The sequence below is a fragment of the Variovorax sp. NFACC27 genome (assembly GCF_048301545.1).
GTDB classification, from domain to species: Bacteria; Pseudomonadota; Gammaproteobacteria; order Burkholderiales; family Burkholderiaceae_C; genus Variovorax; species Variovorax gossypii.
In genome coordinates this window covers 2431763-2455331 of sequence record NZ_CP157613.1, presented here as the reverse complement: position 1 = coordinate 2455331, position 23569 = coordinate 2431763, and the positions used below count along the sequence as shown (strand labels likewise).

21 protein-coding genes and 1 other RNA gene are annotated in these 23569 nt (G+C 65.7%); 10 read left to right on the top strand and 12 right to left on the bottom strand.

Going from position 1 to position 23569, the window contains the following annotated elements:
* Positions 1–85 precede the first annotated feature (85 nt).
* From ABL840_RS11500 to ABL840_RS11465, 8 genes are all read right to left on the bottom strand, one after another.
* Positions 86–886, bottom strand: coding sequence for a competence/damage-inducible protein A (locus tag ABL840_RS11500; RefSeq protein WP_176947438.1), 801 nt, complete (start codon positions 884–886; stop codon positions 86–88).
* Complete coding sequence (locus ABL840_RS11495) at positions 883–1773, bottom strand: EI24 domain-containing protein (protein WP_093199107.1); 891 nt, start codon at positions 1771–1773, stop codon at positions 883–885. Before ABL840_RS11495 ends, ABL840_RS11500 begins: the two co-directional genes overlap by 4 nt.
* 50 nt (positions 1774–1823) lie before the next feature.
* Positions 1824–2798, bottom strand: coding sequence for a sterol desaturase family protein (locus tag ABL840_RS11490; protein ID WP_093199104.1), 975 nt, complete (start codon positions 2796–2798; stop codon positions 1824–1826).
* 18 nt (positions 2799–2816) lie between these two features.
* Entirely contained in the window at positions 2817–3593 is a 777-nt protein-coding gene (locus ABL840_RS11485) for a polysaccharide deacetylase family protein (protein WP_418116354.1), read from the bottom strand.
* 28 nt (positions 3594–3621) lie between these two features.
* On the bottom strand, positions 3622–4632 hold the full coding sequence (locus tag ABL840_RS11480) for a beta-propeller fold lactonase family protein (protein ID WP_093301100.1): 1011 nt from the start codon (positions 4630–4632) through the stop codon (positions 3622–3624).
* Positions 4633–4722: 90 nt separating this feature from the next.
* Positions 4723–5481: a pseudouridine synthase gene (locus ABL840_RS11475; protein WP_093301101.1), complete on the bottom strand. Its 759-nt coding sequence runs from the start codon at positions 5479–5481 to the stop codon at positions 4723–4725.
* 61 nt (positions 5482–5542) lie between these two features.
* On the bottom strand, positions 5543–7279 hold the full coding sequence (gene ggt, locus ABL840_RS11470) for a gamma-glutamyltransferase (protein ID WP_093199093.1): 1737 nt from the start codon (positions 7277–7279) through the stop codon (positions 5543–5545).
* 76 nt (positions 7280–7355) lie between these two features.
* Positions 7356–8951, bottom strand: coding sequence for a class I SAM-dependent methyltransferase (locus ABL840_RS11465; protein WP_176947439.1), 1596 nt, complete (start codon positions 8949–8951; stop codon positions 7356–7358).
* Between the two features lie 367 nt (positions 8952–9318).
* Here ABL840_RS11465 and ABL840_RS11460 point away from each other — a divergent pair, with 367 nt between their 5' ends.
* A complete protein-coding gene (locus tag ABL840_RS11460; RefSeq protein ID WP_093199090.1) occupies positions 9319–9594 on the top strand; it encodes a hypothetical protein in 276 nt (91 codons plus the stop codon).
* Between the two features lie 81 nt (positions 9595–9675).
* Positions 9676–9810: a hypothetical protein gene (locus ABL840_RS11455; RefSeq protein WP_256228313.1), complete on the top strand. Its 135-nt coding sequence runs from the start codon at positions 9676–9678 to the stop codon at positions 9808–9810.
* A 126-nt stretch (positions 9811–9936) separates the two neighbouring features.
* Here ABL840_RS11455 and ssrA read toward each other — a convergent pair.
* From ssrA to ompA, 4 genes are all read right to left on the bottom strand, one after another.
* Positions 9937–10321: a transfer-messenger RNA gene (ssrA, locus tag ABL840_RS11450) on the bottom strand.
* Positions 10322–10335: 14 nt separating this feature from the next.
* Positions 10336–11004: an HAD family hydrolase gene (locus ABL840_RS11445; RefSeq protein WP_176947440.1), complete on the bottom strand. Its 669-nt coding sequence runs from the start codon at positions 11002–11004 to the stop codon at positions 10336–10338.
* Positions 11001–11720, bottom strand: coding sequence for a bifunctional 2-polyprenyl-6-hydroxyphenol methylase/3-demethylubiquinol 3-O-methyltransferase UbiG (gene ubiG, locus ABL840_RS11440; RefSeq protein ID WP_093199083.1), 720 nt, complete (start codon positions 11718–11720; stop codon positions 11001–11003). The genes ABL840_RS11445 and ubiG overlap by 4 nt, the downstream gene beginning before the upstream one ends.
* A gap of 127 nt (positions 11721–11847) precedes the next feature.
* Positions 11848–12498, bottom strand: a complete 651-nt coding sequence (gene ompA, locus ABL840_RS11435) for an outer membrane protein OmpA (RefSeq protein ID WP_093199080.1) — start codon at positions 12496–12498, stop codon at positions 11848–11850.
* 224 nt (positions 12499–12722) lie between these two features.
* On the opposite strand from ompA, the gene gyrA reads away from it, so the two are divergent.
* From gyrA to ABL840_RS11395, 8 genes are all read left to right on the top strand, one after another.
* Positions 12723–15368, top strand: coding sequence for a DNA gyrase subunit A (gene gyrA / locus ABL840_RS11430; protein WP_093199077.1), 2646 nt, complete (start codon positions 12723–12725; stop codon positions 15366–15368).
* The gene (locus tag ABL840_RS11425) at positions 15365–15943 is read left to right on the top strand and encodes a DUF2059 domain-containing protein (RefSeq protein WP_093199075.1); all 579 of its coding nucleotides are present in this window, start codon (positions 15365–15367) and stop codon (positions 15941–15943) included. The genes gyrA and ABL840_RS11425 overlap by 4 nt, the downstream gene beginning before the upstream one ends.
* A 70-nt stretch (positions 15944–16013) precedes the next feature.
* Positions 16014–17081, top strand: coding sequence for a 3-phosphoserine/phosphohydroxythreonine transaminase (gene serC, locus ABL840_RS11420; RefSeq protein ID WP_418116353.1), 1068 nt, complete (start codon positions 16014–16016; stop codon positions 17079–17081).
* A gap of 24 nt (positions 17082–17105) precedes the next feature.
* Positions 17106–18230 (top strand): prephenate dehydratase, encoded by a 1125-nt coding sequence (gene pheA, locus ABL840_RS11415; RefSeq protein WP_093301104.1) that lies wholly within the window; start codon positions 17106–17108, stop codon positions 18228–18230.
* A 26-nt stretch (positions 18231–18256) separates the two neighbouring features.
* Positions 18257–19147 (top strand): prephenate dehydrogenase, encoded by an 891-nt coding sequence (locus ABL840_RS11410; RefSeq protein WP_093199067.1) that lies wholly within the window; start codon positions 18257–18259, stop codon positions 19145–19147.
* A gap of 1 nt (position 19148) precedes the next feature.
* On the top strand, positions 19149–21164 hold the full coding sequence (locus ABL840_RS11405) for a bifunctional 3-phosphoshikimate 1-carboxyvinyltransferase/cytidylate kinase (RefSeq protein ID WP_093301105.1): 2016 nt from the start codon (positions 19149–19151) through the stop codon (positions 21162–21164).
* Positions 21165–21393: 229 nt separating this feature from the next.
* On the top strand, positions 21394–23082 hold the full coding sequence (rpsA, locus tag ABL840_RS11400) for a 30S ribosomal protein S1 (RefSeq protein WP_019654767.1): 1689 nt from the start codon (positions 21394–21396) through the stop codon (positions 23080–23082).
* A 78-nt stretch (positions 23083–23160) separates the two neighbouring features.
* Entirely contained in the window at positions 23161–23484 is a 324-nt protein-coding gene (locus tag ABL840_RS11395) for an integration host factor subunit beta (RefSeq protein WP_093301107.1), read from the top strand.
* The last annotated feature ends 85 nt before the right edge of the window (positions 23485–23569 follow it).

Here is a 23569-nt window from a genome sequence, read left to right as displayed (position 1 = left end):
CATTGTCGCCTCACCGGATGAGGCTTCGATGGCCGCCGCAGAACCCAAATGAAGGCGGAAATTCACTATTTTGGTGCATTGATTTTTATCGCACCAATTCGGGGCCGAGCTTGGCGTCAAAAGTGTGCAGGCCTTCGATCAGCTGAGCATATGCGGCATCGAGCCGCTCGGCATCGCCCTTGACGCCCAGTTCGATGTGCCGGCCGTAAGTCGGATGGTCGACACTGGGCAGGCTGAACACCTTGATTCCGGCGTGGGTGGCCTCGATGGCCTGCATGAGCGGCGTCAGCGTGGCCTCCATGGCACCGAAAACGATCACGGATTTCTCGGCGACGGTCTTGCTGGCGAACAGGCCGGCATAGCGGCCGTCGAGCACGGATTCGATCATCGGCCAGGCCATGACGGGGAAGCCCGGCACGAAGTGCACGTCGCCGACGCTGAAGCCCGGGATCTTGTTGTACGGGTTGTAGATGAGCGTGGCGCCCTGCGGGAACACGCCCATGTTGAGCCGATGCACGTTGTCGGCCCGGTCGGGCTCGTAGGGCAGGCCCTGCTCGCGCGCCGTGTCCTGCATGCGCTCGCGGATCAGCAACTCGGCCTCGGGGTGCAGCGCCAGCGGCACGCCCAGCGCCTTCGCGGCGCATTGGCGGGTGTGGTCGTCGGGCGTGGCGCCGATGCCGCCGGTCGAGAAGACGATGTCGCCAGAGGCGAAGGCCCGCTCGAGCGCGGCGGTGATGCGTTCGGGCTCGTCGCCCACGTACTCGGCCCAGCTCAGTTGAAGGCCGCGCGCGGCAAGCAGTTCGATGACCTTGGCCATGTGCTTGTCGGCACGCTTGCCGGAAAGGATCTCGTCGCCGACGACGATGAGACCGAATGCGCGTGTCATGGAGAACCCCATTGGGAAAGAGCGGCCTTGCTGGCTTCGTCGGCCTCGATGGCCGGCGTGCCGCCGCCGGCAGCCGGTGCTTCGGCCGCCGCGCGCTGGGCGCGAAGCTGCGCGAGCGCATCGAGGCAGTAGTGAGCGAACCACAGGGCCGAGAAGGCGAAAACCAGCGTGTAGATCCAGATGGCGATCGGCACCAGCACGAAGAATGCGGCGGCGAACAGCAGGCCCGAGGCCCAGACGATGCTGGGCGCGGCGCCCAGGTAGCCGCACAGCACGCCGATGCACAGCAGCGGAAGCCGGTGCGCGCGCAGCAGCGCGGCGCGCTCCTCGGGGCTGGCGTGCTCGGCCAGCGCGTCGAAGCTCATCACGCGGTAGGTGAGCCAGCCCCAGATCAGCGGCGGCAATATCAGCACCAGCGGCGGAATGAGCCACAGCGGCATGGAAACGACGAGGGCGATCAGCGCCAGGACGGTGGCGCCCAGCGAGCGCGCGACGCTGCCGAAGAACGAGGCGCCCTTCTTCTGCTCGAGCGCCGGAAAGCGCCGCACGCCCACCAGCTTGGTCAGGGCGGGTGCCATCAAGCCGGCCACGATCAACAGGCAGACCACCACGATCACCGGCGTGGCGGCGAACACCACGACCAGCGCGGCCAGCGCCGAGGTGACGTCGCCCGAGAAGAGACGGCCGATCCAGGCCCAGAAGCTCGACAGCAGCGGCCAGGCGTCGAGCGCGCCGCGCGTCCAGTTCACCGCGGCGTCCCAGTAGAAGTAGCCGAGCAGCGAGGCCAGCACGATCATCAGCCCCAGCGGAAGCAGCGACAGCACGATCACGCGCGGCAGCATGCAGTAGGCGACCGCGCGCCAGAAGGAGTCGAGGAGCAGGCGCATGAAGCAGCGAGGATAACGCCTCGGGCGGGCCGCTCAGGGCCCGGAGCCCCTCAGCCGCGACCGACCATTCGCTTCAGCCCGAGCCACTGCTGGGCCCAGAAGCCCCGGCCGTACTCGCGCACGCGGCCGTCGGCGCCGGGCTCGACCTGGTCGCGGATGCCGGTCGGGTCGTAGCGGTCCTCGAAGTTGGCGGTGCGGAACAGCATGTCCCACCAGGGCAGCAGCACGCCGAAGTTGTGGCCGCCGAGCGTGCTGCGCCCGTTCGATTCATGCCCCAGCCCGATGCTGTGGTGCAGCCGGTGGAAGCGCGGGCTGATCCACAGCCGCTCGCCGATGGCGCCGAAGCTCAGCCGCAGGTTGGCGTGCTGCAGGCTCTCGCTGAGCTGGGTGAAGGCAACGAAGGCGATGAACTGCCCCGGCGCCACGCCGATGAGCTGCGCCACGATGACGATCAGCGTGTCGTGGACGATGTCGTCGAGCAGGTGGTTGCGGTCGTCGCTCCACATGGTCATCTGGCGCTGCGAGTGGTGCAGCGAATGCAGGCCCCACCACCAGTTGAACTGGTGCTGGCCGCGATGGATCCAGTAGCCGACGAAGTCGAGCACCACGAGGTAGATGGCGAAGGCCACCCACGCGATGTCGGTCACGCCGGGCCACACCTCGTCGAGGTGGAAGGTGCCCCACCCCGCCGTGCGCAGCGCCCCCAAGGCGTCATCGAAGAAGGGCTGCAGCGTGAAGAAGAGCGCCAGCCGGAACAGCCCCAGCCGGTGGATCAGCGTGTAGAGCACGTCGATGCGGATCGCGTGGCGGTCGACCACTGGCTCCACCGAGCGCCAACGCTGCAGCGGGCCGATCACCGCGATCAGCACCAGGATCTGGATGACGCCCACCAGCAGCCAGCCGGTGGCGTCGAAGGCGTCCTCGGTCCAGCCACCCAGGCCCACGGCGTAGACCAGCGGCTGCACGGCGGTCTCGAAGAACCAGCCCTGCATGGCGGAAAAGGCGTCTGTCAGCCAGTCGATCACGATCAGGAAACTCGTCGTTCAGGGGTGGGAGGCGATCCAGGCCTTGAAGTCAGGGTGCTGGCGCAGCGTGCGGAAGCAGAAGCCCTTGGCCTTCAGGCCGACGATCAGCGGCTCGAGGTTGGCCGGCGCCCACGGATCCTTGCGCGACCAGATGCCCAGGTGCGCGAGCAGGATGTCGCCGGGGCGGATGGTGTCCAGGGCCTGCGTCAGCAGCTTCGCGTTGCTGAATTTCTCGCTCGGCAGCTCGTCGCCGAGGAAACCGGCGGGTGCCCAGCCCACGTACTTGTAGCCGCAGCCCTCGGCGGCGGCCAGCAGCGCGGGCGAGGTCTTGCCGCCCGGCGCGCGGTACAGCGGCAACGGCTTCTTGCCGGTGACTGCCGCCAGCCGGTCGGAGGCCTTCTTGATGTTGGCACAGTACTCGGCCGCGCTCCAGGTCGATTCCTTGCCGTTCTGCGGGCCGGCCGAGGGCTTGATGCGGAAGCTGGGCGGCGAGCCCTTCACGTCGGCGCGCCAGTAGGAGTGGTCGTAGGTGTGCGAGCCGAACTCGTTGCCCTCGGCCGCCCTCGCCTTCCACCAGGGCGCCCAGTGGTCGTCGAGGCTGTCGCCGTCGGTCTGGGTTCGCTCGGCGGCGGCGAAGAAGGTGACGCGCACGTCCTGCCGCTTGAGCACGTCGGCCACCAGGGGCGCTATGCCCATGTGGCCGGTGTCGAAGGTCAGGTAGACGGGCTTCTCGCAGGCGGCCGGTTCCGTGGCCGCCCATGCGCCGGGCGACAGCGCCACCGCCAGGACGACCATGGAAGCCGCGGCGGCGACTCCGACGTGCCTAGATGCGCTTCGCATGGTCCAGTGTCCACACGCCGTGCGGCGAACGGCCGACGTTGACCTGGCGCACGACCTTGTTGCTGGCCAGATCCACAACGCTGAGCTTCTTGGCCCAGCGCGAGGTCACGTAGAGCGTCTTGCCGTCGGCCGAGACGTCCATGCAGTCGGGGCCGCCGGGCACCGGGTAGGTCGCGACCACCTTCAGCGTCGTCAGGTCGATGCGGCTGATGGAGTTGGCAACCCGGTTGCTCACGAAGACGCTCTTGCCGTCGCCGGCCGAGCGGAAGGCGTGGGCGCCCTTGCCGGTGGGGATCTTGCCGACCAGCTTGGGCTCGGCGCCGGCCACGTCGAACACCTGCACGCCGTCGCTGCCGGTCAGGCCCACGAGCAGCGTCTTGTCGTTGTGCACGCCGAAGATGTCGGCCGGCATGGCGCCGGTGGTGGTGCGCCACTTGATGGTCTGCGTGGGCAGGTCGACGGCGATCATCTCGTCGCTGTCCTGCATCGTCACGTAGGCGATGGTGCTGGTGTTGTCGATCCAGATGTGGCTGGGCGTCTTGCCGCTGGCGATGCGCTTGGCCAGCTTCAGGTCCTTGCCGTCCCAGCGGTAGACGTCGACGTGGTTCAGGCGGTTGCCGGCGGTGACGAACCACTTCATGTCGCGCGAGAACTGCAGCTGGTACGGATCGAGGATGCCGTAGACCACGCGCTGCACTTCCGCCGTGCGCGGGTTGAGGAAGGTCAGCGAATCGCCCGCCGAATTGGCCACGATGACCGACTTCTCGTCGGGCGTCATGTAGATGTGGTGCGGCTCCTTGCCGGTGGGAATGCGCAGCTTTTCCGTCCAGTCGACCGGATTGATGACGCTCACGTTGGCGTCCAGCGAGTTGAGCACGAAGATCGGGGGAGGCTCGGCCGCCGTGGCGGCGGCCGGGTACATCGCGAGAGCCGTCAGGCAGGAGAACAGGAAGGCCGTGACGCGGCGGCCGTTCGATCGGGCAGGAAGTCGCAAGGGAAGGTTCCGGGAGAGAGTTCGAAATGTTAACGGCCCGCCCTTAAGACTGGCTGACCGGGACTGTGCCCTTTCCCCCGCTTTTCCCGTCTATTTCGGCGCTTTCCCAGATTTGGCGGGCTTGGCAGGTGCGCGCAGGGCCGCGACCTCGTCGGCGGCCAGCCAGCGCCACTGCCCAGGCGCAAGGTCGGCCGGCAGCGCCAGGTCGCCGATGCGCGAACGGTGCAACCCCTCGACCCTGTTACCGACCGCCGCCAGCATCCGCTTGACCTGGTGGTACTTGCCCTCGGTGAGCGTGAGCCGCAGGTGCAGCGGGCTGTCGGACTCGCAGGCGGCGGCGCGCACCGGCTTCGGGTCGTCGTCGAGCACCACGCCGGCCAGCAGCTTCGCGATCTGGGCCTCGTCCACCGGATGCTTGGCCGTCACCTCGTAGACCTTGGGCACGTGGTGCTTGGGCGAGCCCATCTTGTGGATGAACTGGCCGTCGTCGGTCAGCAACAGCAGGCCGGTGGTGTCCTGGTCGAGCCGGCCGATGGCCTGCACGCCCTGCACCGCGCCCTTGTTGGGGCGCAGGCGCAGCGGCGACGGCAGCAGCGTGTAGATGCTCGGGTAGGTCGAGGGCTTCTGCGAGCACTCGGTGCCGGCGGGCTTGTGCAGCATCAGGTAGGCCTTCTCGTGGTACTCCCACGGGGTGCCCTGCACCGTGTATTGGAGGCCTTCGGGGTCGATGTCGGCGAACGGATCGTCCACCGCCTTGCCGCCGATGATCACGTGGCCCTGCTGGACCAGCCCCGCGCACACGCGCCGCGTGCCGAAGCCCTGGGTATAGAGGATGTCTTGCAGATGCATGGAGAAATGAAAAAGCGGCCGCGCCGCAAGGGGCACGACCGCCTTCGAGTTTGCCGCAGGATCAGTACCCTGCCGCCAGGCCCGTGTTGCGGCGCGGGTCGTTGGCGCCGTAGAAGCGGTTGTTGCCGACCGGCTTGCCGCCCAGCGACGGCGCACCGACGATGATCGCCGCCAGGTGGTTGGCCGGCTGCGGCACGCCCAGGTTGTGGCCCATGTCGGTCAGGATCTTGCGGGTGTCGGGGCTCAGCGCGTAGGTCTCGACGTTGGTGACGTCGGGCAGCCACTGCTGGTGGAAGCGCGGCGCATCGACGGCTTCCTGCACGTTCATGCCGTAGTCGATGGCGTTGATCATGGTCAGCATCACCGCGGTGATGATGCGGCTGCCGCCCGGCGTGCCGACCACCATCACCGGCTTGCCGTCCTTGGACACGATGGTCGGGCTCATCGAGCTCAGCGGGCGCTTGCCTGGCTCGATCTTGTTGGCCTCGCCCTGCACCAGGCCGTAGAGGTTGGGCACGCCCACCTTCGAGGTGAAGTCGTCCATCTCGTCGTTCAGCAGCACGCCGGTCTTGGCGGCCGTGACCTTGGCGCCGAACCAGTCGTTCAGCGTGTAGGTCACCGAGACCGCGTTGCCCCACTTGTCGGCGATCGAGTAGTGGGTGGTGTTGCTGCCTTCATGCGGCGCGACGCCGGGCTTGATGTCCTTCGAAACGCCGGCCTTCTTCGGGTCGATGACGGCACGGATCTTCTCGGCGTAGCCCTTGTCGAGCAGGCGATCGAGCGGGTTCTTCACGAAGTCCGGGTCGCCCAGGTAGCTGTTGCGGTCCACGTAGGCGTGGCGCATGGCCTCGATCTGGTAGTGCACGGCCTGTGCCGAGTGGTAGCCCAGGTCCTTGAGCGGATAGCCCTCGAGGATGTTGAGCATCTCGCAGATGATCACGCCGCCCGAGCTCGGCGGGGGCGCCGACACGACGCGGTAGCCGCGGTAGTCGCATTCCACCGGCGCGAGTTCGCGCGTCTTGTACTGGTCGAGGTCGGCCTGCGTGATCAGGCCCTTGCCTGCCTGGCTCGACGCCACGATGGCGCTGCCGACCCAGCCCTTGTAGAAGCCGTCGGTGCCCTTGGAGCTGATCTCGCGCAGGGTCTTGGCCAGGTCCTTCTGGACCAGCTTGTCGCCGACCTTGTAGGGCTCGCCCTTGTTCAGGAAGATGGCGGCCGTGGCCGCGTCGTCCTTGAAGTCGGCCGTGGCGGTAGCGAGCAGGTCGATGTCGCCCTGCTGCAGCGCGAAGCCCTTGTCCGCCAGCTGGATCGACGGGGCGAGCAGCTCGCCGCGCTTCATGGTGCCGTACTTCTCGCGCGCGTATTCCATGCCCGAGACGCTGCCCGGCACGCCCACGGCGAGGTGACCCTTGGTGCTCAGCCCCTTGATGACGTTGCCGTCCTTGTCGAGGTACATGTTGGCCGTGGCGGCCAGCGGCGCCTTCTCGCGGAAATCGAGGAAGGTCTTGCGGCCGTCGGCCAGCTGCACGGTCATGAAGCCGCCGCCGCCGAGATTGCCGGCCGCGGGGTACACCACGGCGAGCGCATAGCCCACGGCCACTGCCGCGTCGACGGCATTGCCGCCGCGCTTGAGCACGTCTACACCGACCTTGGTGGCCAGGTGCTGCGCACTCACGACCATGCCGTTCTCGGCGGCGACGGGCGCCACCGACGCGGCGGTCGACGCGCCGGCGGCCGTCAGCGCGAGCACGGCCGCGACGGCGGTGCGTAGCTTGGGAGTCCAGTGGATTTGTTGCATGTAAGAGTCTCCTCTAGAGCGTGATGAAGGAAAGGTGAGCGGATGAATGAAAGAAGGATGGATGGACGAGCGCGGTTCAGGCCGTGAGCAGCGCCTTGCGGCGCAGGGCATCGAGCGCCACGGCCACCTGGCCGCGAGCGAATTCCCTGATTACCGACGGCTCGGTCAACGGCTTGTCGTCCTTGACGAAACGCAGGCGGTCGCTGCGCACTTCAGCCTCGAGATGCTCGGCCAGCGCCTCGTGCGAATGCCGTCCGTCGAGCAGCGGCAGCAGGCTTCGCTCGAGCAGCGACACCGTCACGTGTTCGTGCCATTGGTTGCAGGTGTTGATCGTGACACCGGAGCCCTGCACGAGGCCGACCGTGTTGCGCACCGCGGGCAACGCCTGAGGCAGGTTGGAGACCGCATCGGCCGCGGGCACCGGCGAGCGCCTGATGCGCAAGGCGCCGAGGATCAGCAGTTCCTCGACCATCGCCATCACGACCGGTTCAGCGGCCGCCGGGGGCTGCCCCGCCAGCCCGGCCGCGGCCTCGACGAGGGCCGACACGGACATCGAGGCGGGATAGCGCGTGTCGAGCACATGCGCCACGGCCTTCTGCACTGGCTGGCGCATCGTGACCTTCAGATTCCGGATCGCGGTGCACGGCTGCTCGCGGGCATCGAGCGTGAACGCGCCGCCATCGTCGGTCTTGAACATGCCGGCGAATTCGAGCCGGCGGATGCGCGCTGGGTCCAGCTTGTAGCGGATGCGCCCGGCCTGCGGCTGCCTGACGAGCAGAGTCTGGCGAAAGGTGCGGTTGATCAGGAAATCGAGGTACTGCTCCATCATCACCTGGCTGCCGCCGCATTCGCGCAGCAGCGGGTCGCGCACCTTGTCGCCGTAGTTCTGCACGAACATCGTCGACGGCTCGGCATCGCACAGGTAGGCCAGGCCACGGGCTTCAGCGCGTGCGACGAATTCCTTGAAGTAGCAAGGCGCGTTGCAGGGCTCGAGGAACTCGTGCAGCAGGTACGAACTGTTGGCGCTGCGCACGATGGGCATCGCCTCTTCGAGCGTCTTCTTGAGCACGCTGTCGGGGCGGGCCGACTGCTCGAGGAAGTCGAGCATGCCGCGCGCGTAGGAGAGCTTTTCTTCCGGCGTGTCGCGCGGGCCGCCGCGCAGGATCATCGCGTCGCGCACGATCTCGCGCGCCTTCCAGCCGGGGTACACGTTGTAGCTGACGTAGGCCACGCCGTTGGGTGCGAGGTTCTCCTGGCAGATGCGCAGGATCGCATCCTGCACCGGCCCCGGCACCCAGCTGTAGACGCCATGACAGACGATGTAGTCGAACTCGCCGAACGAGGCATCGATGTCGGCGAGATTGAAGGCCTTGAGCTCGATGTTCGACAGTCCTGCACGCCCGATGACCGCCATGCCCTGAGCCACCTGCACCGTCGACAGGTCGACGCCGATCGCGCGCGCCTCAGGATGGCGTGCCGCGAACGGAATCAGGTTGCCGCCGGCCGCGCAGCCGAGCTCAAGCACGCGGGCTCGCGCGGGCGGAGGAACGTCGAGACCGAAGAGAAAAGCCAGCGCTTCCAGATGCTCCATCGCCGACTGAGGGAACGGATGCGAGTCGTAGGGCACCGCGTCGTAGTAATTCGTCAACTCGGAGGTCAGGGAATCCGACACGGGCGTCCTTTTCGGGATCTGGGCAGGCAGCAAGAGCGGGAGATTGCAGTGACTGCAATGTGACAGTGCTTGCCGACTATAGCCTCGCGCCCAGGCAAAAAGAAGCGCAGCTGCACGGGGCTGCATCGCGAACACCGCACGCATAAAAAAAGCCCAGCACGAGGCTGGGCTTGAAACGCCTATCTGCTTGGCAATGCATCAAGGCCCCCGCACAGGTTGACCAGCGGGGGACGGTTTACCCGTCAAGGAGAAATCGGATGGACAGGACAAGCAGGCAGCGAACCGTGGGACCGGTTTGTGAACAGCTTGTTTTCCATGGGCATAGTCTACTGTATATTTGTACAGTCTTTCAGCAAGGATGCCCGCCATGTCCCCAACCGAAGAAACACCCGCCCCGCCCAATCATGCGCTCAAGGAAGCGCTGGCCTGGATCTCGAAGTTCGCACATGCATGGAAGGCGATAGAGCCCTCCCCGAAGAGCCTCAGCATCGACGGCTTCATCATCTGGGGCCCCGTGCTCTACGAGAAGCACAAGGGCGAAGATCCGGTCCAGCTGGCGCGGCAATTGTTCGGGCGGTCGGGCGAATACTTCAAGTATCTCTACCCCGAGCGCGGGCGCAGCTCGAACGATCCGCGGTCTTAGAATGCCCCGATGAATTGGCGCACACTGCTTCCGCTTGCTCTCCTGGTCCTGGCCGGCTGTTCGACCCCTCCCAACGAAGTGATGCAAGTCCGCGAAGGCGTGCTGCGCGCCATGACTTATGTCCAGGCCTCGGACTACTGCGATGCGCGCGACAAGACGCCGCGCTGGCTTGGCAGGGCTCCTGCGGAACAGGGCGTGCTCTTTCAGTGCTACTGAGTTGAAGTCGGGCGGCTGAGCGCCGCCTCAAGGAAACCAAGGGAAGGCTCGAAACGTACCGCTGCAGTACGTTCTTCAGTGAGCCTTTCACCTGATGAAGGGCGTCGCCCTCATCAGGAAGGAATATGGTGGAGCTGGGGGGATTTGAACCCCCGTCCGCAAGCCTTCATCGCGCAGTTCTACATGTTTAGTGATCTGTTTTGAATCTCGCTTCCGGAGTCGCGCAGTCACACGCTAAACCGGACGCCAGCACCCTATTTTCTCGCCCCGACCCAAGGTACCCGGATCGGAGCCAGCCCATGTAGTTATCCTTGCAGCCGGGAGGTCAGGATTGCTCCAGACCCCCTTGCCCAGCCCATCGGCCAACTGTTGCAAGGCTCACTGGCAATTAAGCAGCGAGTGCGAAACGTTCGTCGTTTGCAGTTAGTTTGTTTGAATCTGTTTTACGAGCGCATTCAGCTCGACATGCCCCGCTGCGACTCCGAACCCACGTCGAAACCAGTGCAGCCCCAAGGGAAGAGTATTTTAGGCGGTATCGAGCAACTTCAAGAGCTCGAGGGGTGAAGTTATCGAAGCATCTGCTTCCCAGAGCGTCGAATCGGCCTGGTTTCCCATGTAGCCGTATGTCGCCGCGACGGTGCGCATGCCTGCCGCGCGGCCCGCGATGATGTCGCGCTCGTCGTCGCCGACGTAGATGCACGCCTCGGACGGCACGCCAAGCCGGCGCGCAGCCTCATGCAGAGGCTCGGGATGCGGCTTGGCGAACGGCGTGGTATCGCCGCTCACCACCGCACCCGCACTCCCGAACAACGGGATGGCCCGCGTGAGCGGATCGGTGAAGCGCATCGACTTGTTGGTCACGACACCCCACAGGAGCCCACGCTCGCGCAGCGCCTCGATCAGCGCCTGGATACCGTCGAACACCTGGGTGTTGAGCAGCATGCGGCGCTCGTAGGTCACGAAGAATTCCTCGCGCAGTTCGGGAAACTCGGGCGACTCCGGCGTGATGCCGAACGCAACTCCGAGCATGCCGCGTGCGCCCGCTCCGGCCATGGGGCGGTAGCGCTCCAGCGGGAGCGAGTCGAGGCCGCGGTCTGTACGCATCTTGTCTGCCGCAGCGCCCAGGTCGGGAGCGCTGTCGATCAACGTGCCGTCGAGGTCGAACAGCACGGCCTTTGTCTCGACGCCCATCATCCTTGCGATCCCGGTTTCTGCGTCGCGAACATGTAGTTGACGCTGGTGTCGTTGCTCAGCCAGTAGCGGCGGGTCAATGGGTTGTGCTCCAGCCCGCGGGTTTGCCTCAGATCGAGGCCAGCCGCGCGGCAGTAGCCGGCCAGTTCGCTGGGCCGGATCAGCTTCGCATATTCGTGAGTGCCGCGCGGCAGCATGCCGAGCACGTACTCCGCGCCCACGATCGCCAGCATGAAAGCTTTCAGGTTCCGGTTGATCGTCGAGAAGAACACCCACCCGCCAGGCTTCACAAGCGAGGCGCAGGCCTGGATCACCGAGGCCGGCTGCGGCACATGCTCGAGCATCTCCATGCAGGTGACGACGTCGAAGCTCCCCGGTTGCTCCGCAGCAAGCGCTTCAGCACTGATCTCGCGGTACTTCACGCCCTTGGTGCCGGCCTCGAGCGCATGCAGTTGCGCAACCTTGAGCGCCTTGCCCGCGAGGTCGATCCCCAGAACCTCGGCTCCCTTGCGGGCCATCGAATCGGCCAGGATGCCGCCACCGCAGCCGATATCCAACACACGACGTTGCGAAATTGGCGCAATACCGTCAATCCATTCCAGGCGCAATGGATTGATTTCATGCAGCGGGCGAAATTCGCTTTCCAAATCCCACCAGCGATGCGCGAGCTCTGAAAACTTGGCCAGTTCGGCCGGATCCGCATTCAGGTTTTCTGTCATGAAGCGATTATGAAACGAGCGATGTCCGATAAACACCGAGCAGTCTTTACCGAAGATCAATCGCGAATTCGGCAGCCATAAAAAAACCCCGCCGAAGCGGGGTTTCATTGTCGATGGAATCGATCGATTAGTTGGCGCGGGTGCCGACCACTTCGATTTCCACGCGACGGTTCTTGGCGCGGCCTTCCTTGGTGCGGTTGTCAGCCACAGGCTGCTTCTTGCCCTTGCCTTCGGTGTAGACGCGGTTGCGTTCGATGCCCTTCGAGACCAGGAAGGCCTTGACGGCTTCGGCGCGACGCACCGACAGACGCTGGTTGTAGGCGTCCGTACCGATCGAGTCGGTGTGGCCCACGGCAATGATGACTTCCAGGTTGACGCCACGGATCTTCTCGACCAGATCGGTCAGCTTGGCGCGGCCTTCGGGCTTCAGAACCGACTTGTCGAAGTCGAAGAAGGCGTCAGCAGCGAAGGTCACCTTCGAAGCAGCGACTTGAGCAGCGGGCGGGGGAGTCGGGGTACCGGGGGTCGGAGCCACGGCAGCCGGAGCGGGAGGAACCAGAGCGCCGTCGCAACCAGCAGCAGCCGTTGCGGGCGTCCAGTTGGCATCGCGCCAGCACAGTTCGTTCGTGCCGTTCTTCCAAACCAGTTCGCCGGTGCCGTTTTGCCAGTTGTCGATCGTAGGACCGCCGTCCGCAGCGGTGACACGGGTCTGCGCGCCGGCGGCAGTGGCGAGCGCAGCGACTGCAAACATCATCGCCACTTTATTCAGTTTCTTCATGGTTCTCCTCTTGGGGAAAAAGCCGCAGCCGCGCTGCGAATCAAGGACGCTTTAAGTGACCACCACCCAAAACGTTGAGGCGATTGTGCCATAGGGTCTTTGGCAAACAGGCCGCTGGACAGCCCGGAAGCGTAGGACGGAGGCGGAATAGGCGCCTTGTGTTGCGGCGGTGCGACACCCCTCACAGCGTAAAATTTCGCCTTCCTGCCGCCAGCCCCTTGCTCATGACCTCCTTCGCAAAAGAAACCCTGCCCATCAGTCTCGAAGAGGAAATGCGCAGCAGCTATCTCGATTACGCCATGAGCGTGATCGTGGGCCGAGCGCTCCCCGATGCCCGCGACGGCCTCAAGCCGGTGCACCGCCGCGTGCTCTACGCGATGCACGAGCTCAACAACGACTGGAACCGGCCGTACAAGAAGTCGGCCCGTATCGTCGGCGACGTCATCGGTAAGTACCACCCGCACGGCGACCAGTCGGTCTACGACACCATCGTCCGCCTGGCCCAGGACTTCTCGATGCGTCACATGCTGGTCGACGGCCAGGGCAACTTCGGGTCGGTCGATGGAGACAACGCGGCCGCAATGCGGTATACGGAAATCCGGCTGGCCAAAATTGCACACGAAATGCTGGCCGATATCGACAAGGAAACTGTCGACTTTCAGGACAATTACGACGGCTCCGAAAAAGAGCCCAAGGTGCTGCCGAGCCAGCTGCCGAATTTGCTGGTCAATGGCTCCGGCGGTATTGCGGTCGGCATGGCCACGAATATCCCGCCGCACAACCTGAACGAGGTTGTAGACGCCTGCCTGCACCTGCTGCGCAACCCCGAAGCCAGCATCGACGAGCTGATGGAGATCGTGCCCGCGCCCGACTTCCCCACGGCCGGCATCATCTACGGCATCAACGGCGTGAAGGACGGCTACCGCACCGGCCGCGGCAAGGTCGTGATGCGCGCCAAGTGCCACTTCGAGGACATCGACCGCGGCCAGCGCCAGGCGATCATCGTCGACGAGCTCCCCTACCAGGTCAACAAGAAGACGCTGCAGGAGCGCATGGCCGAGCTGGTGCACGAGAAGAAGATCGAAGGCATCAGCCACATCCAGGACGAGTCCGACAAGTCGGGCATGCGCCTGGTCATCGAGCTCAAGCGCGGCGAAGTGCCCGAGGTGGTGCTCAACAACCTCTACAAGCAGACCCAGCTGCAGGACACCTTCGGCATCAACATGGTGGCGCTGGTCGACGGCCAGCCGAAGCTGTGCAACCTGAAGGACCTGATCGAGGTCTTCCTGCAGCACCGCCGCGAGGTGGTCACCCGCCGCACGGTCTTCAACCTGCGCAAGGCACGCGAGCGCGGCCATGTGCTCGAAGGCCTGGCGGTGGCGCTGGCGAACATCGACGAGTTCATCCGCATCATCCGCGAATCGCCGACGCCGCCCGTGGCCAAAGCCGAGCTCATGACGCGCAGCTGGGACAGCAAGCTGGTGCGCGAGATGCTCACCCGCACGCGCGCTGACGGCGGTGTGATCAACGCCGACGACTATCGTCCCGAGGGCCTCGAGCGCGAATTCGGCATGGGCAACGACGGCCTCTACCGCCTGTCGGAAACGCAGGCCCAGGAAATCCTGCAGATGCGCCTGCAGCGCCTGACCGGCCTCGAGCAGGACAAGATCGTGGCCGAGTACAAGGAAGTCATGGCCGAGATCGACGACCTGCTCGACATCCTGGCCCGGCCCGAGCGCGTCTCGACCATCATCGGCGAAGAGCTCGGCACCCTCAAGCAGGAGTTCGGCCAGTCGAAGATCGGCGCGCGCCGCAGCCAGGTGGAGCACAGCGCCTACGACCTATCGACCGAAGACCTGATCACGCCGACCGACATGGTGGTCACGCTCTCGCACAGCGGCTACATCAAGAGCCAGCCGCTGGGCGAGTACCGCGCACAGAAGCGCGGCGGCCGCGGCAAGCAGGCCACCACCACCAAGGACGACGACTGGATCGACCAGCTCTTCATCGCCAACACGCACGACTACATCCTGTGCTTCTCCAACCGTGGCCGGCTCTACTGGCTCAAGGTGTGGGAAGTGCCGGCGGGTTCGCGCGGCTCGCGCGGACGCCCCATCGTCAACATGTTCCCGCTGCAGGAAGGCGAGAAGATCAACGTCGCGCTCGCGCTGACGGGTGAAAAGCGCAACTTCCCGGCCGACCAGTACGTGTTCATGGCAACCTCGATGGGCACGGTCAAGAAGACTGCACTCGACGAGTTCAGCAACCCGCGCAAGGGCGGCATCATCGCCGTGAACCTCGACGAGGGCGACTACCTGATCGGCGCCGCCCTCACCGACGGCAAGCACGACGTGATGCTCTTCAGCGACGGCGGCAAGGCCGTGCGCTTCGACGAGGAAGACGTCCGCCCGCTGGGCCGCAATGCCCGCGGCGTGCGCGGCATGTCGCTCGAAGCCGGCCAGGGCGTGATCGCCATGCTGGTGGCCGAGGACGAGCAGCAGAGCGTGCTCACCGCCACGGAAAATGGTTACGGAAAGCGAACAAGCATTACCGAATACACCCGTCACGGACGGGGAACCAAGGGCATGATCGCGATTCAACAGAGTGAGCGCAACGGCAAGGTCGTTGCTGCGACTCTCGTGCACGCCGATGATGAGATCATGCTCATCACCGACAAGGGTGTGCTGGTGCGCACCCGGGTTGCCGAAATTCGTGAACTAGGTCGCGCGACGCAAGGCGTTACGCTGATCGGGCTCGACGAAGGCGCCAAACTCAGCGGGCTACAACGTATCGTCGAAAACGACGCGAACGGCGAAACCGAGCCGGACGCGGACGATACTTCCTCATCTTCAACGGAGAATCCTCAGTGAAAACAATCAAACTCGCACTTCTGACGGTCGCCCTGGCAAGCAGCTCGATGGCGGCGATGGCCCAGGACAAGGCCACGCTCATCAAGCAGTTCATCGACATCCAGCGTCCCGGCATCGAATCGCTGGCACGCGGCCTGGTCGAGCAGTCGAGCGCCCCGATCGCACAGGCGGGTTCGCAGTACCTGCAGACGCAAGTGCCCGAAGCCAAGCGCGAAGCCGCCGCCAAGGCAGCCGACGCCGAGCTGAAGAAGTACTTCGACGAGACCTACCCCATCGTGCGCGACAAGGCAGTGCAGCTGGCGCCCGGCGCCCTCACCCCGCTGATGGAGCAGAACTTCAACGAAGACGAGCTCAAGCAGCTGCTGGCCTGGATCAACTCGCCCCTGAGCAAGAAGTACCAGGAGCTGAACCCCAAGATGCAGACCGCCCTGACGGAAAAGCTCGTGTCCGAAACGCGTGCAACGGTCGAGCCCAAGATGCAGGCACTCGACACCGCCGTCGCCAAGGCCCTCGGCGCTCCGACCGACGGTGCCGCTCCCGCCAAGGCACCTGCCAAGGCTCCAGCCAAGAAGTAAGGGCAACGTGACCCAGCAGCAGACCCCGACCGGCAAGCGTCCCTACAACTTCTCGGCCGGTCCGGCCGCCATGCCGGAGGCGGTGCTGCAACGCGCCGCCGCCGAAATGCTCGACTGGCAAGGCAGTGGCATGAGCGTGATGGAGATGAGCCATCGCGGCAAGGAGTTCGGTTCGATCTGCACGCAGGCCGAAGCCGACCTCCGCACGCTGCTGGCGATTCCCTCGAACTTCCAAATCCTGTTCATGCAGGGCGGCGGGCTCGGCGAGAACGCCATCGTTCCGCTGAACCTGTCGCGCGGCAAGACCGCCGACTTCGTCATCACAGGCAGCTGGAGCAGCAAGTCGCACAAGGAAGCGCAGCGCTACTGCGCCGCTCGCGTGGCCGCCAGCAATGCCGACGACCAGCACACGAAACTGCCCGATCCCGCGACCTGGCAGCTCTCGAAGGATGCCTCGTACGTGCACGTGTGCTCGAACGAGACCATCAACGGCATCGAATTCCAGCAATTGCCCGACCTGGCCGCGCTCGGCAGCAGTGCGCCGCTGGTCATCGACTTCTCGTCGCACGTCGCCTCGCGCAGCGTCGACTGGAGCCGCGTGGGCCTCGCGTTCGGCGGCGCCCAAAAGAACCTCGGCCCCGCCGGCCTGACCATCGTGGTTGTGCGCGACGACCTGCTCGGCCATGCGCTCGAGATCTGCCCGAGCGCGTTCAACTACAAGACCGTGGCGGACAACCACTCCATGTACAACACCCCGCCGACCTGGGGCATCTACATGGCGGGGCTCACGTTCAAGTGGCTGCTGGAGCAGACCGAGGGCTCCCACACCGGTGTCGCCGCCATGGAGCAGCGCAACATCGCCAAGGCGAAGCTGCTGTACGACTTCATCGATGGCTCCGATTTCTACGCCAACCGTATCGACCCGACCTGCCGCTCGCGGATGAACGTGCCGTTCTTCCTGGCCGACGAGGGCCGCAACGAGGCCTTCCTGGCCGGCGCGCGCGAAGCCGGGCTGCTGCAGCTCAAGGGCCACAAGTCGGTCGGAGGCATGCGCGCGAGCATTTACAACGCCATGCCGCTGGCAGGGGTGCAGGCTCTCGTGGCCTACATGCGAGAATTCGAGCGATCGCATGCCTAGGCGCATGCCCAGCCGCTCGCACCGATGACCGCCTCCGTACCCACACCGCCCTCCTCCTCTCCCGACAATTCCGAAAGCCTGGCCGATCTGCGCGTGCAGATCGACTCGCTCGACCAGCGACTGCTCAGCCTGCTCAACGAGCGGGCCCACGTGGCCGAGCTGGTCGGCGAGGTCAAGAAGCGCGAGGGCACGCCGTACTTCCGCCCCGATCGCGTGGCGCAGGTCATCGACAAGATGCAGAAGAGCAATGGCGGCCCGCTCAAGGACATCCACGTGGCCGCCATCTGGCGCGAGATCATGTCGGCCTGTCTGGCGCTCGAGTCGCCGCAGCGCGTGGCCGTGCTCGGCCCCGAAGGCACCTTCTGCGAACAGGCCGCCATCGAGTACTTCGGCGGCGCCGCCGACCTGATCTACTGCGCCAGCTTCGACGAGGTGTTCCACGCCACCGCCGCGGGCAGCGCCCAGTACGGCGTTGTCGGCGTCGAGAACTCGACCGAAGGCGTGGTCACGCGTTCGCTCGACCTGTTCCTGCACTCGCCTACCCATGTGGTCGGCGAAGTCAGCCTGCTGGTCCGCCACCACCTGCTGCGCAGCAGCAACTCGCTCGAAGGCATCGAGGCCGTGCTGGCTCATCCCCAGGCGCTGGCGCAATGCCAGACCTGGCTGTCCAAGCACCTGCCCAACGCCGAGCGGCGCGCCGTGTCGAGCAACGCCGAGGGCGCCCGACTCGCGGCCACCAATCCGAACTGGGCCGCGCTGGCCGGCGAACGCGCCGCCACGCGCTTCGGCCTGCACATCGTGGCGCACGCGATCCAGGACGACTCCTACAACCGCACCCGCTTCTCGGTGATCTGCCTGCCGCAGACGCTGGCCATGCCGCCGGCATCGGGCCGCGACTGCACGAGCCTGATCGTCTCGGTGCCGAACCGCCCCGGCGCGGTGCACGACCTGCTGGTGCCGCTGAAGGTCAACAACGTCTCGATGACGCGCTTCGAGTCGCGCCCCGCGCGCACCGGCCAGTGGGAGTACTACTTCTACATCGACCTCGACGGCCACCCCTCGCAGCCCAACGTGGCTGCCGCGCTGGCCGAGCTGCGCGGACTCTGCGCCTTCTACAAGGTACTGGGCGCCTATCCCGTCAAGGCCTGAACGGCAGGCAGACACACAGAGACAGCATGTTCGAACAACTGGGACTGATCGGCTGCGGCCTGATGGGCGGCTCCTTCGCGCTCGCACTCAAGCGCGCGAAGCTGGTGAAACGCGTGGTGGGCTACAGCAAGTCGCCCTCCACCACCGAAAGGGCGCGCCAGCTCGGCGTGATCGACGTGGCGGCGCCCTCGGCGCTGCTGGCGGTGTCGGGTGCCGACATCGTGTTGCTGGCGGTGCCGGTGGCAGCGTCGGAGGCCACTTTCAAGGCCATCCGCCACGGCATCTCGAGCGAGACGCTGGTCATGGACGTGGGCTCGACCAAGGGCGACGTGATCGAGGCCGCACGCAACGGCCTGCAGCGCCAGTTCGCGAGCTTCGTTCCAGCGCACCCCATTGCCGGCAAGGAGCTCTCGGGCATCGAGCATGCCGAGGCCTCGCTCTTCACCGGCCGCCAGGTCGTGCTGACCCCCGTGAAGACCACGCTGCGCTCGAACGTGCAGCGGGCCACGCAGGTCTGGAGCGGCATCGGCGCCAACGTCGTCACGATGACGCACGAGGAGCACGACGGTGCCTTCGCCGCCGTGAGCCATTTGCCGCACCTGCTGGCCTTCGCGTACATCAACGGCCTGGCCGCGCAGCCGCAGGGCGAGCGCTTCCTGAGCCTCGCCGGGCCGGGCTTCCGCGACTTTTCGCGCATCGCCGCGAGCGATCCGGTCATGTGGCGCGACGTGCTGCTGGCCAACCGCGAGCACGTGCTGGAGCAGTCGCGCGCCTTCCGCAAGGCCCTGGACGACTTCGAGGCGATGATGTCCGCAAGCGACCTGCAGGGCCTGGAGCTCTCCATCGCCGCGGCCAGCAAGACGCGGGCGGCCTGGAAGCCGGCCGCCGACACCGCGTCGCAGCAGCAGGACAACTGAGATGTTCTCGACGACCTTCCTCGACCTCCCGCCCCTGACGGGCGCGGCCGGCACGGTACGGCTGCCGGGTTCCAAGAGCATCTCGAACCGCGTGCTCCTGCTGGCGGCGCTCGCCAGCGGCACCACGACCATCCACGACCTGCTCGACTCCGACGACACGCGCGTGATGCTCGACGCGCTGCGCGCCCTGGGCTGCGGCGTCGATCCCGACGGCAGCACGCTGCGCATCACCGGCCTCGGCGGGCAGTTGAAGAAGCCCAATGAGGCGCTGCTCCCCCTCTTCCTCGGCAATGCCGGCACGGCCATGCGCCCGCTCACCGCGGCGCTGTCGCTGCTGGGCGGTGAATTCGAGCTCAGTGGCGTGCCGCGCATGCACGAGCGCCCCATTGGCGACCTCGTCGACGCGCTGACGCAGCTCGGCTGCCGCATCGACTACCTCGGCAACCCCGGCTACCCGCCGCTGCGCATCCGCCCGGTGCCGCATGGCGAGCTGGCGCTCGACGCCCCGATCCGCGTGCGCGGCGACGTGTCGAGCCAGTTCCTCACCGCGCTGCTGCTGGCGCTGCCGATCGCGGCGGCCGGCGACATCGTGATCGAGGTGGTCGGCGAGCTGATCTCCAAGCCGTACATCGAGATCACGCTGAACCTGCTGGCGCGATTCGGCATCCAGGTGCAGCGCGAAGGCTGGGAGCGCTTCACCATCCCCGCCGGCAGCCGCTACAGCTCGCCCGGCGACATCCACGTCGAGGCCGACGCCTCGTCCGCCAGCTATTTCATCGCGCTCGGCGCCATCGCCACGGGTGTTTCCGGCAAGGACGGCATCCGCATCGAGGGCGTGGGCGCGGACTCGATCCAGGGCGACATCCGCTTCATCGACGCCGCCCGCCAGATGGGCGCGCTGGTCGACAGCGGGCCGAACTGGCTCGAGATCCGCCGCGGCGCCTGGCCGCTCAAGGCCATCGACCTCGACGCGAACCACATTCCGGACGCCGCGATGACGCTGGCCGTGATGGCGCTGTACGCCGACGGCCCCACCACGCTGCGCAACATCGCGAGCTGGCGCGTGAAGGAAACCGACCGCATCGACGCCATGGCCAACGAGCTTCAGAAGCTCGGCGCCACGGTCGAGGCCGGGCCCGATTTCATCCGGGTGCATCCGCTGGCGCAGGCCGGCTGGCGCGCCGCGAGCATCCGCACCTATGACGACCACCGCGTGGCCATGTGCTTCTCGCTGGCGGCGTTCAACCCGGCCGGCGTGCCGGTGCGCATCCTCGATCCGCACTGCGTCGCCAAGACCTTCCCCGACTATTTCGAAACGCTCTTCTCGGTGGCCGAGACCGCCGAGGTGCCGGTGATCTGCATCGACGGCCCGACCGCCTCGGGCAAGGGCACGCTGGCGGCCGAAGTGGCGCGCCTGCTGGGCTACCACTACCTCGATTCGGGCTCGCTCTACCGCGTGACCGGCCTGGCCATGCGCCGCGCCGGCCTGAGCGCCGATTCGCAGCACGAGGCTCAGATAGCCGCCCTCGCCGCCGCCCTGCCCCTGCAGTTCACCGAGGGCAAGGTGCTGCTGAACGGGGAAGACGTCAGCGAAGAGATCCGCACCGAGGCTGCCGGCATGGACGCCTCCCGCGTATCCACGCTGCCGGCCGTGCGCGAGGCGCTGCTGGCCCTGCAGCAGCGTTTTCGCCGGCTGCCGGGACTGGTGGCCGACGGCCGCGACATGGGCACCGTGATTTTCCCCGACGCCACGCTCAAGGTCTTCCTCACCGCCAGCGCCGCCCAGCGTGCCGAACGGCGGCATAAGCAGTTGATTTCAAAGGGAATTTCGACTACACTCGACAGTCTTCGCTCCGACTTGGAGGCACGTGACGCCAGGGATTCTTCCCGCAGCGTCGCCCCCCTGAAGCCGGCGCAGGACGCCCGCCATCTCGACAACTCCCAGTTGTCCATCGAGCAATCGATCGATACGGTGTTGGACTGGTGGCAGGAAATTCAGCCGTTCAAGCCCGCTTGAGCGGTTTGAAGTGACAGCCTTTCAAGTCCGCTTGAAAAGCTGGCGCCAGACGGAATATCCGGAGGCGCATACCGCTCCAGCAGGCTCCTTCCGCGCGACAGCGCACCGGCCTGCTGGTTGTTCAACCAACCGGGCTCATGCCCACAAAACCGCCGTCTACAGACCCACAGCAGCCGCACGCAATTTCGCAAGAGCGCCTGCCAACCCTGCCTGACGGAAGGAAACATAAATGTCTGAATCTTTTGCCGATCTGTTCGAAGAGTCCCTGAAGCGTTCCGAAATGCGCACGGGCGAGGTCATCACCGCCGAAGTCGTGCGTGTGGAACACAACCACGTCGTCGTCAACGCCGGTCTGAAGTCCGAAGCGTACGTGCCGATCGAAGAGTTCAAGAACGACAAGGGCGAACTCGAAGTGCAGGCCGGCGACTTCGTTTCCGTTGCCATCGGCAGCGTTGAAAACGGCTACGGCGACACCATCCTCTCGCGCGACACCGCCAAGCGTCTGGCTTCGTGGCTCGCCCTCGAGAAGGCACTGGAATCGGGCGACTTCGTCACCGGCACCACCAGCGGCAAGGTCAAGGGCGGCCTGACCGTCCTGGTCAACGGCATCCGCGCGTTCCTGCCGGGCTCGCTGATCGACACGCGTCCGATCAAGGACCTGACCCCCTACGAGAACAAGACCCTCGAATTCAAGGTCATCAAGCTGGACCGCAAGCGCAACAACGTCGTGCTGTCGCGCCGTGCCGTGGTCGAAGCCAGCATGGGCGAAGAACGCGCCAAGCTGATGGAAACGCTGAAGGAAGGCGCAGTCGTGCGCGGCGTGGTCAAGAACATCACCGAATACGGTGCGTTCGTGGACCTCGGCGGCATCGACGGCCTGCTGCACATCACCGACATGGCATGGCGTCGCGTGCGTCACCCGAGCGAAGTCGTTCAGGCCGGCCAGGAAATCACCGCCAAGATCCTCAAGTTCGACACCGAGAAGAACCGTGTGTCGCTGGGTCTGAAGCAGATGGGCGACGACCCGTGGATGGGCGTTTCGCGCCGCTACCCGCAAGGCACCCGTCTGTTCGGCAAGGTCACGAACATTGCCGACTACGGCGCGTTCGTCGAACTCGAACCCGGCATCGAAGGCCTGGTGCACGTCTCCGAAATGGACTGGACCAACAAGAACATCGCTCCGAACAAGATCGTCTCGCTGGGCGACGAAGTCGAAGTCATGGTCCTGGAAATCGACGAAGACAAGCGCCGTATCAGCCTGGGCATGAAGCAGTGCAAGGCCAACCCGTGGCAAGAGTTCGCGCAGAACACCAAGCGCGGCGACCGCGTCAAGGGCCCGATCAAGTCGATCACCGACTTCGGCGTGTTCGTGGGTCTGGCTGCCGGCATCGACGGCCTGGTTCACCTGTCCGACCTCTCGTGGAACGAAGCTGGCGAAACCGCCGTTCGCAACTACAAGAAGGGCCAGGAAGTCGAAGCGATCGTGCTGGCAGTCGACGTCGACCGCGAGCGCATCTCGCTGGGCATCAAGCAGCTCGACAGCGACCCGTTCACCACGTTCACCACGGTGAACGACAAGGGCCAGATCGTGACCGGCAAGGTCAAGACGGTCGACGCCCGCGGCGCCGAGATCGACCTGGGCGAGGACATCGTCGGCTACCTGCGTGCTTCGGAAATCTCGCGCGACCGCGTCGAAGATGCCCGCAACGTGCTGAAGGAAGGCGACGAAGTCACGGCCATCGTCGTGAACGTGGATCGCAAGACCCGCAACATCCAGCTGTCGATCAAGCAGAAGGACATGGTCGACGAGCAAGGCGCCATGGCCAGCCTGAGCCAGCAGTCGGCACGCGAGAACGCGGGCACGACCAGCCTGGGCGCCCTGCTGCGCGCCAAGCTGGACAACAACGACAGCAAGTAAGCTGAGCCGGAAGACAGAGCAGGCCCTGGGGCCGCTCTGTCTTTTTTTTCGTCCACGTTTTTCGTTTATGTTTGGCCTATGACACGCTCGGACCTCGTCGAAGAACTCGCAGCCCGCTTTGCACAGCTCACGCACCGCGATGCCGAATACGCCGTCAAGACCATCCTCGACGCGATGAGCGACGCGCTGGTACGCGGGCACCGCATCGAGATCCGCGGCTTCGGCAGCTTCTCGGTCAACCGACGCCCGCCGCGCATCGGCCGCAACCCGCGCTCGGGCGAGAGCGTGCAGATCCCCGAGAAGCGGGTGCCGCACTTCAAGCCTGGCAAGGCACTGCGCGAAGCCGTCGACGCAAAGACTGTCGAGCTCGACGCCAAGGACGCCAAGAGCAAACTCAAGTGACAATCGCACAGCTCCTTTCAGGGGGCCGCTGCGCGCGGCCGCCCGAAGCGGCCGGCACGCCCCCGGTAGGGGGTTGGCGAAGCGA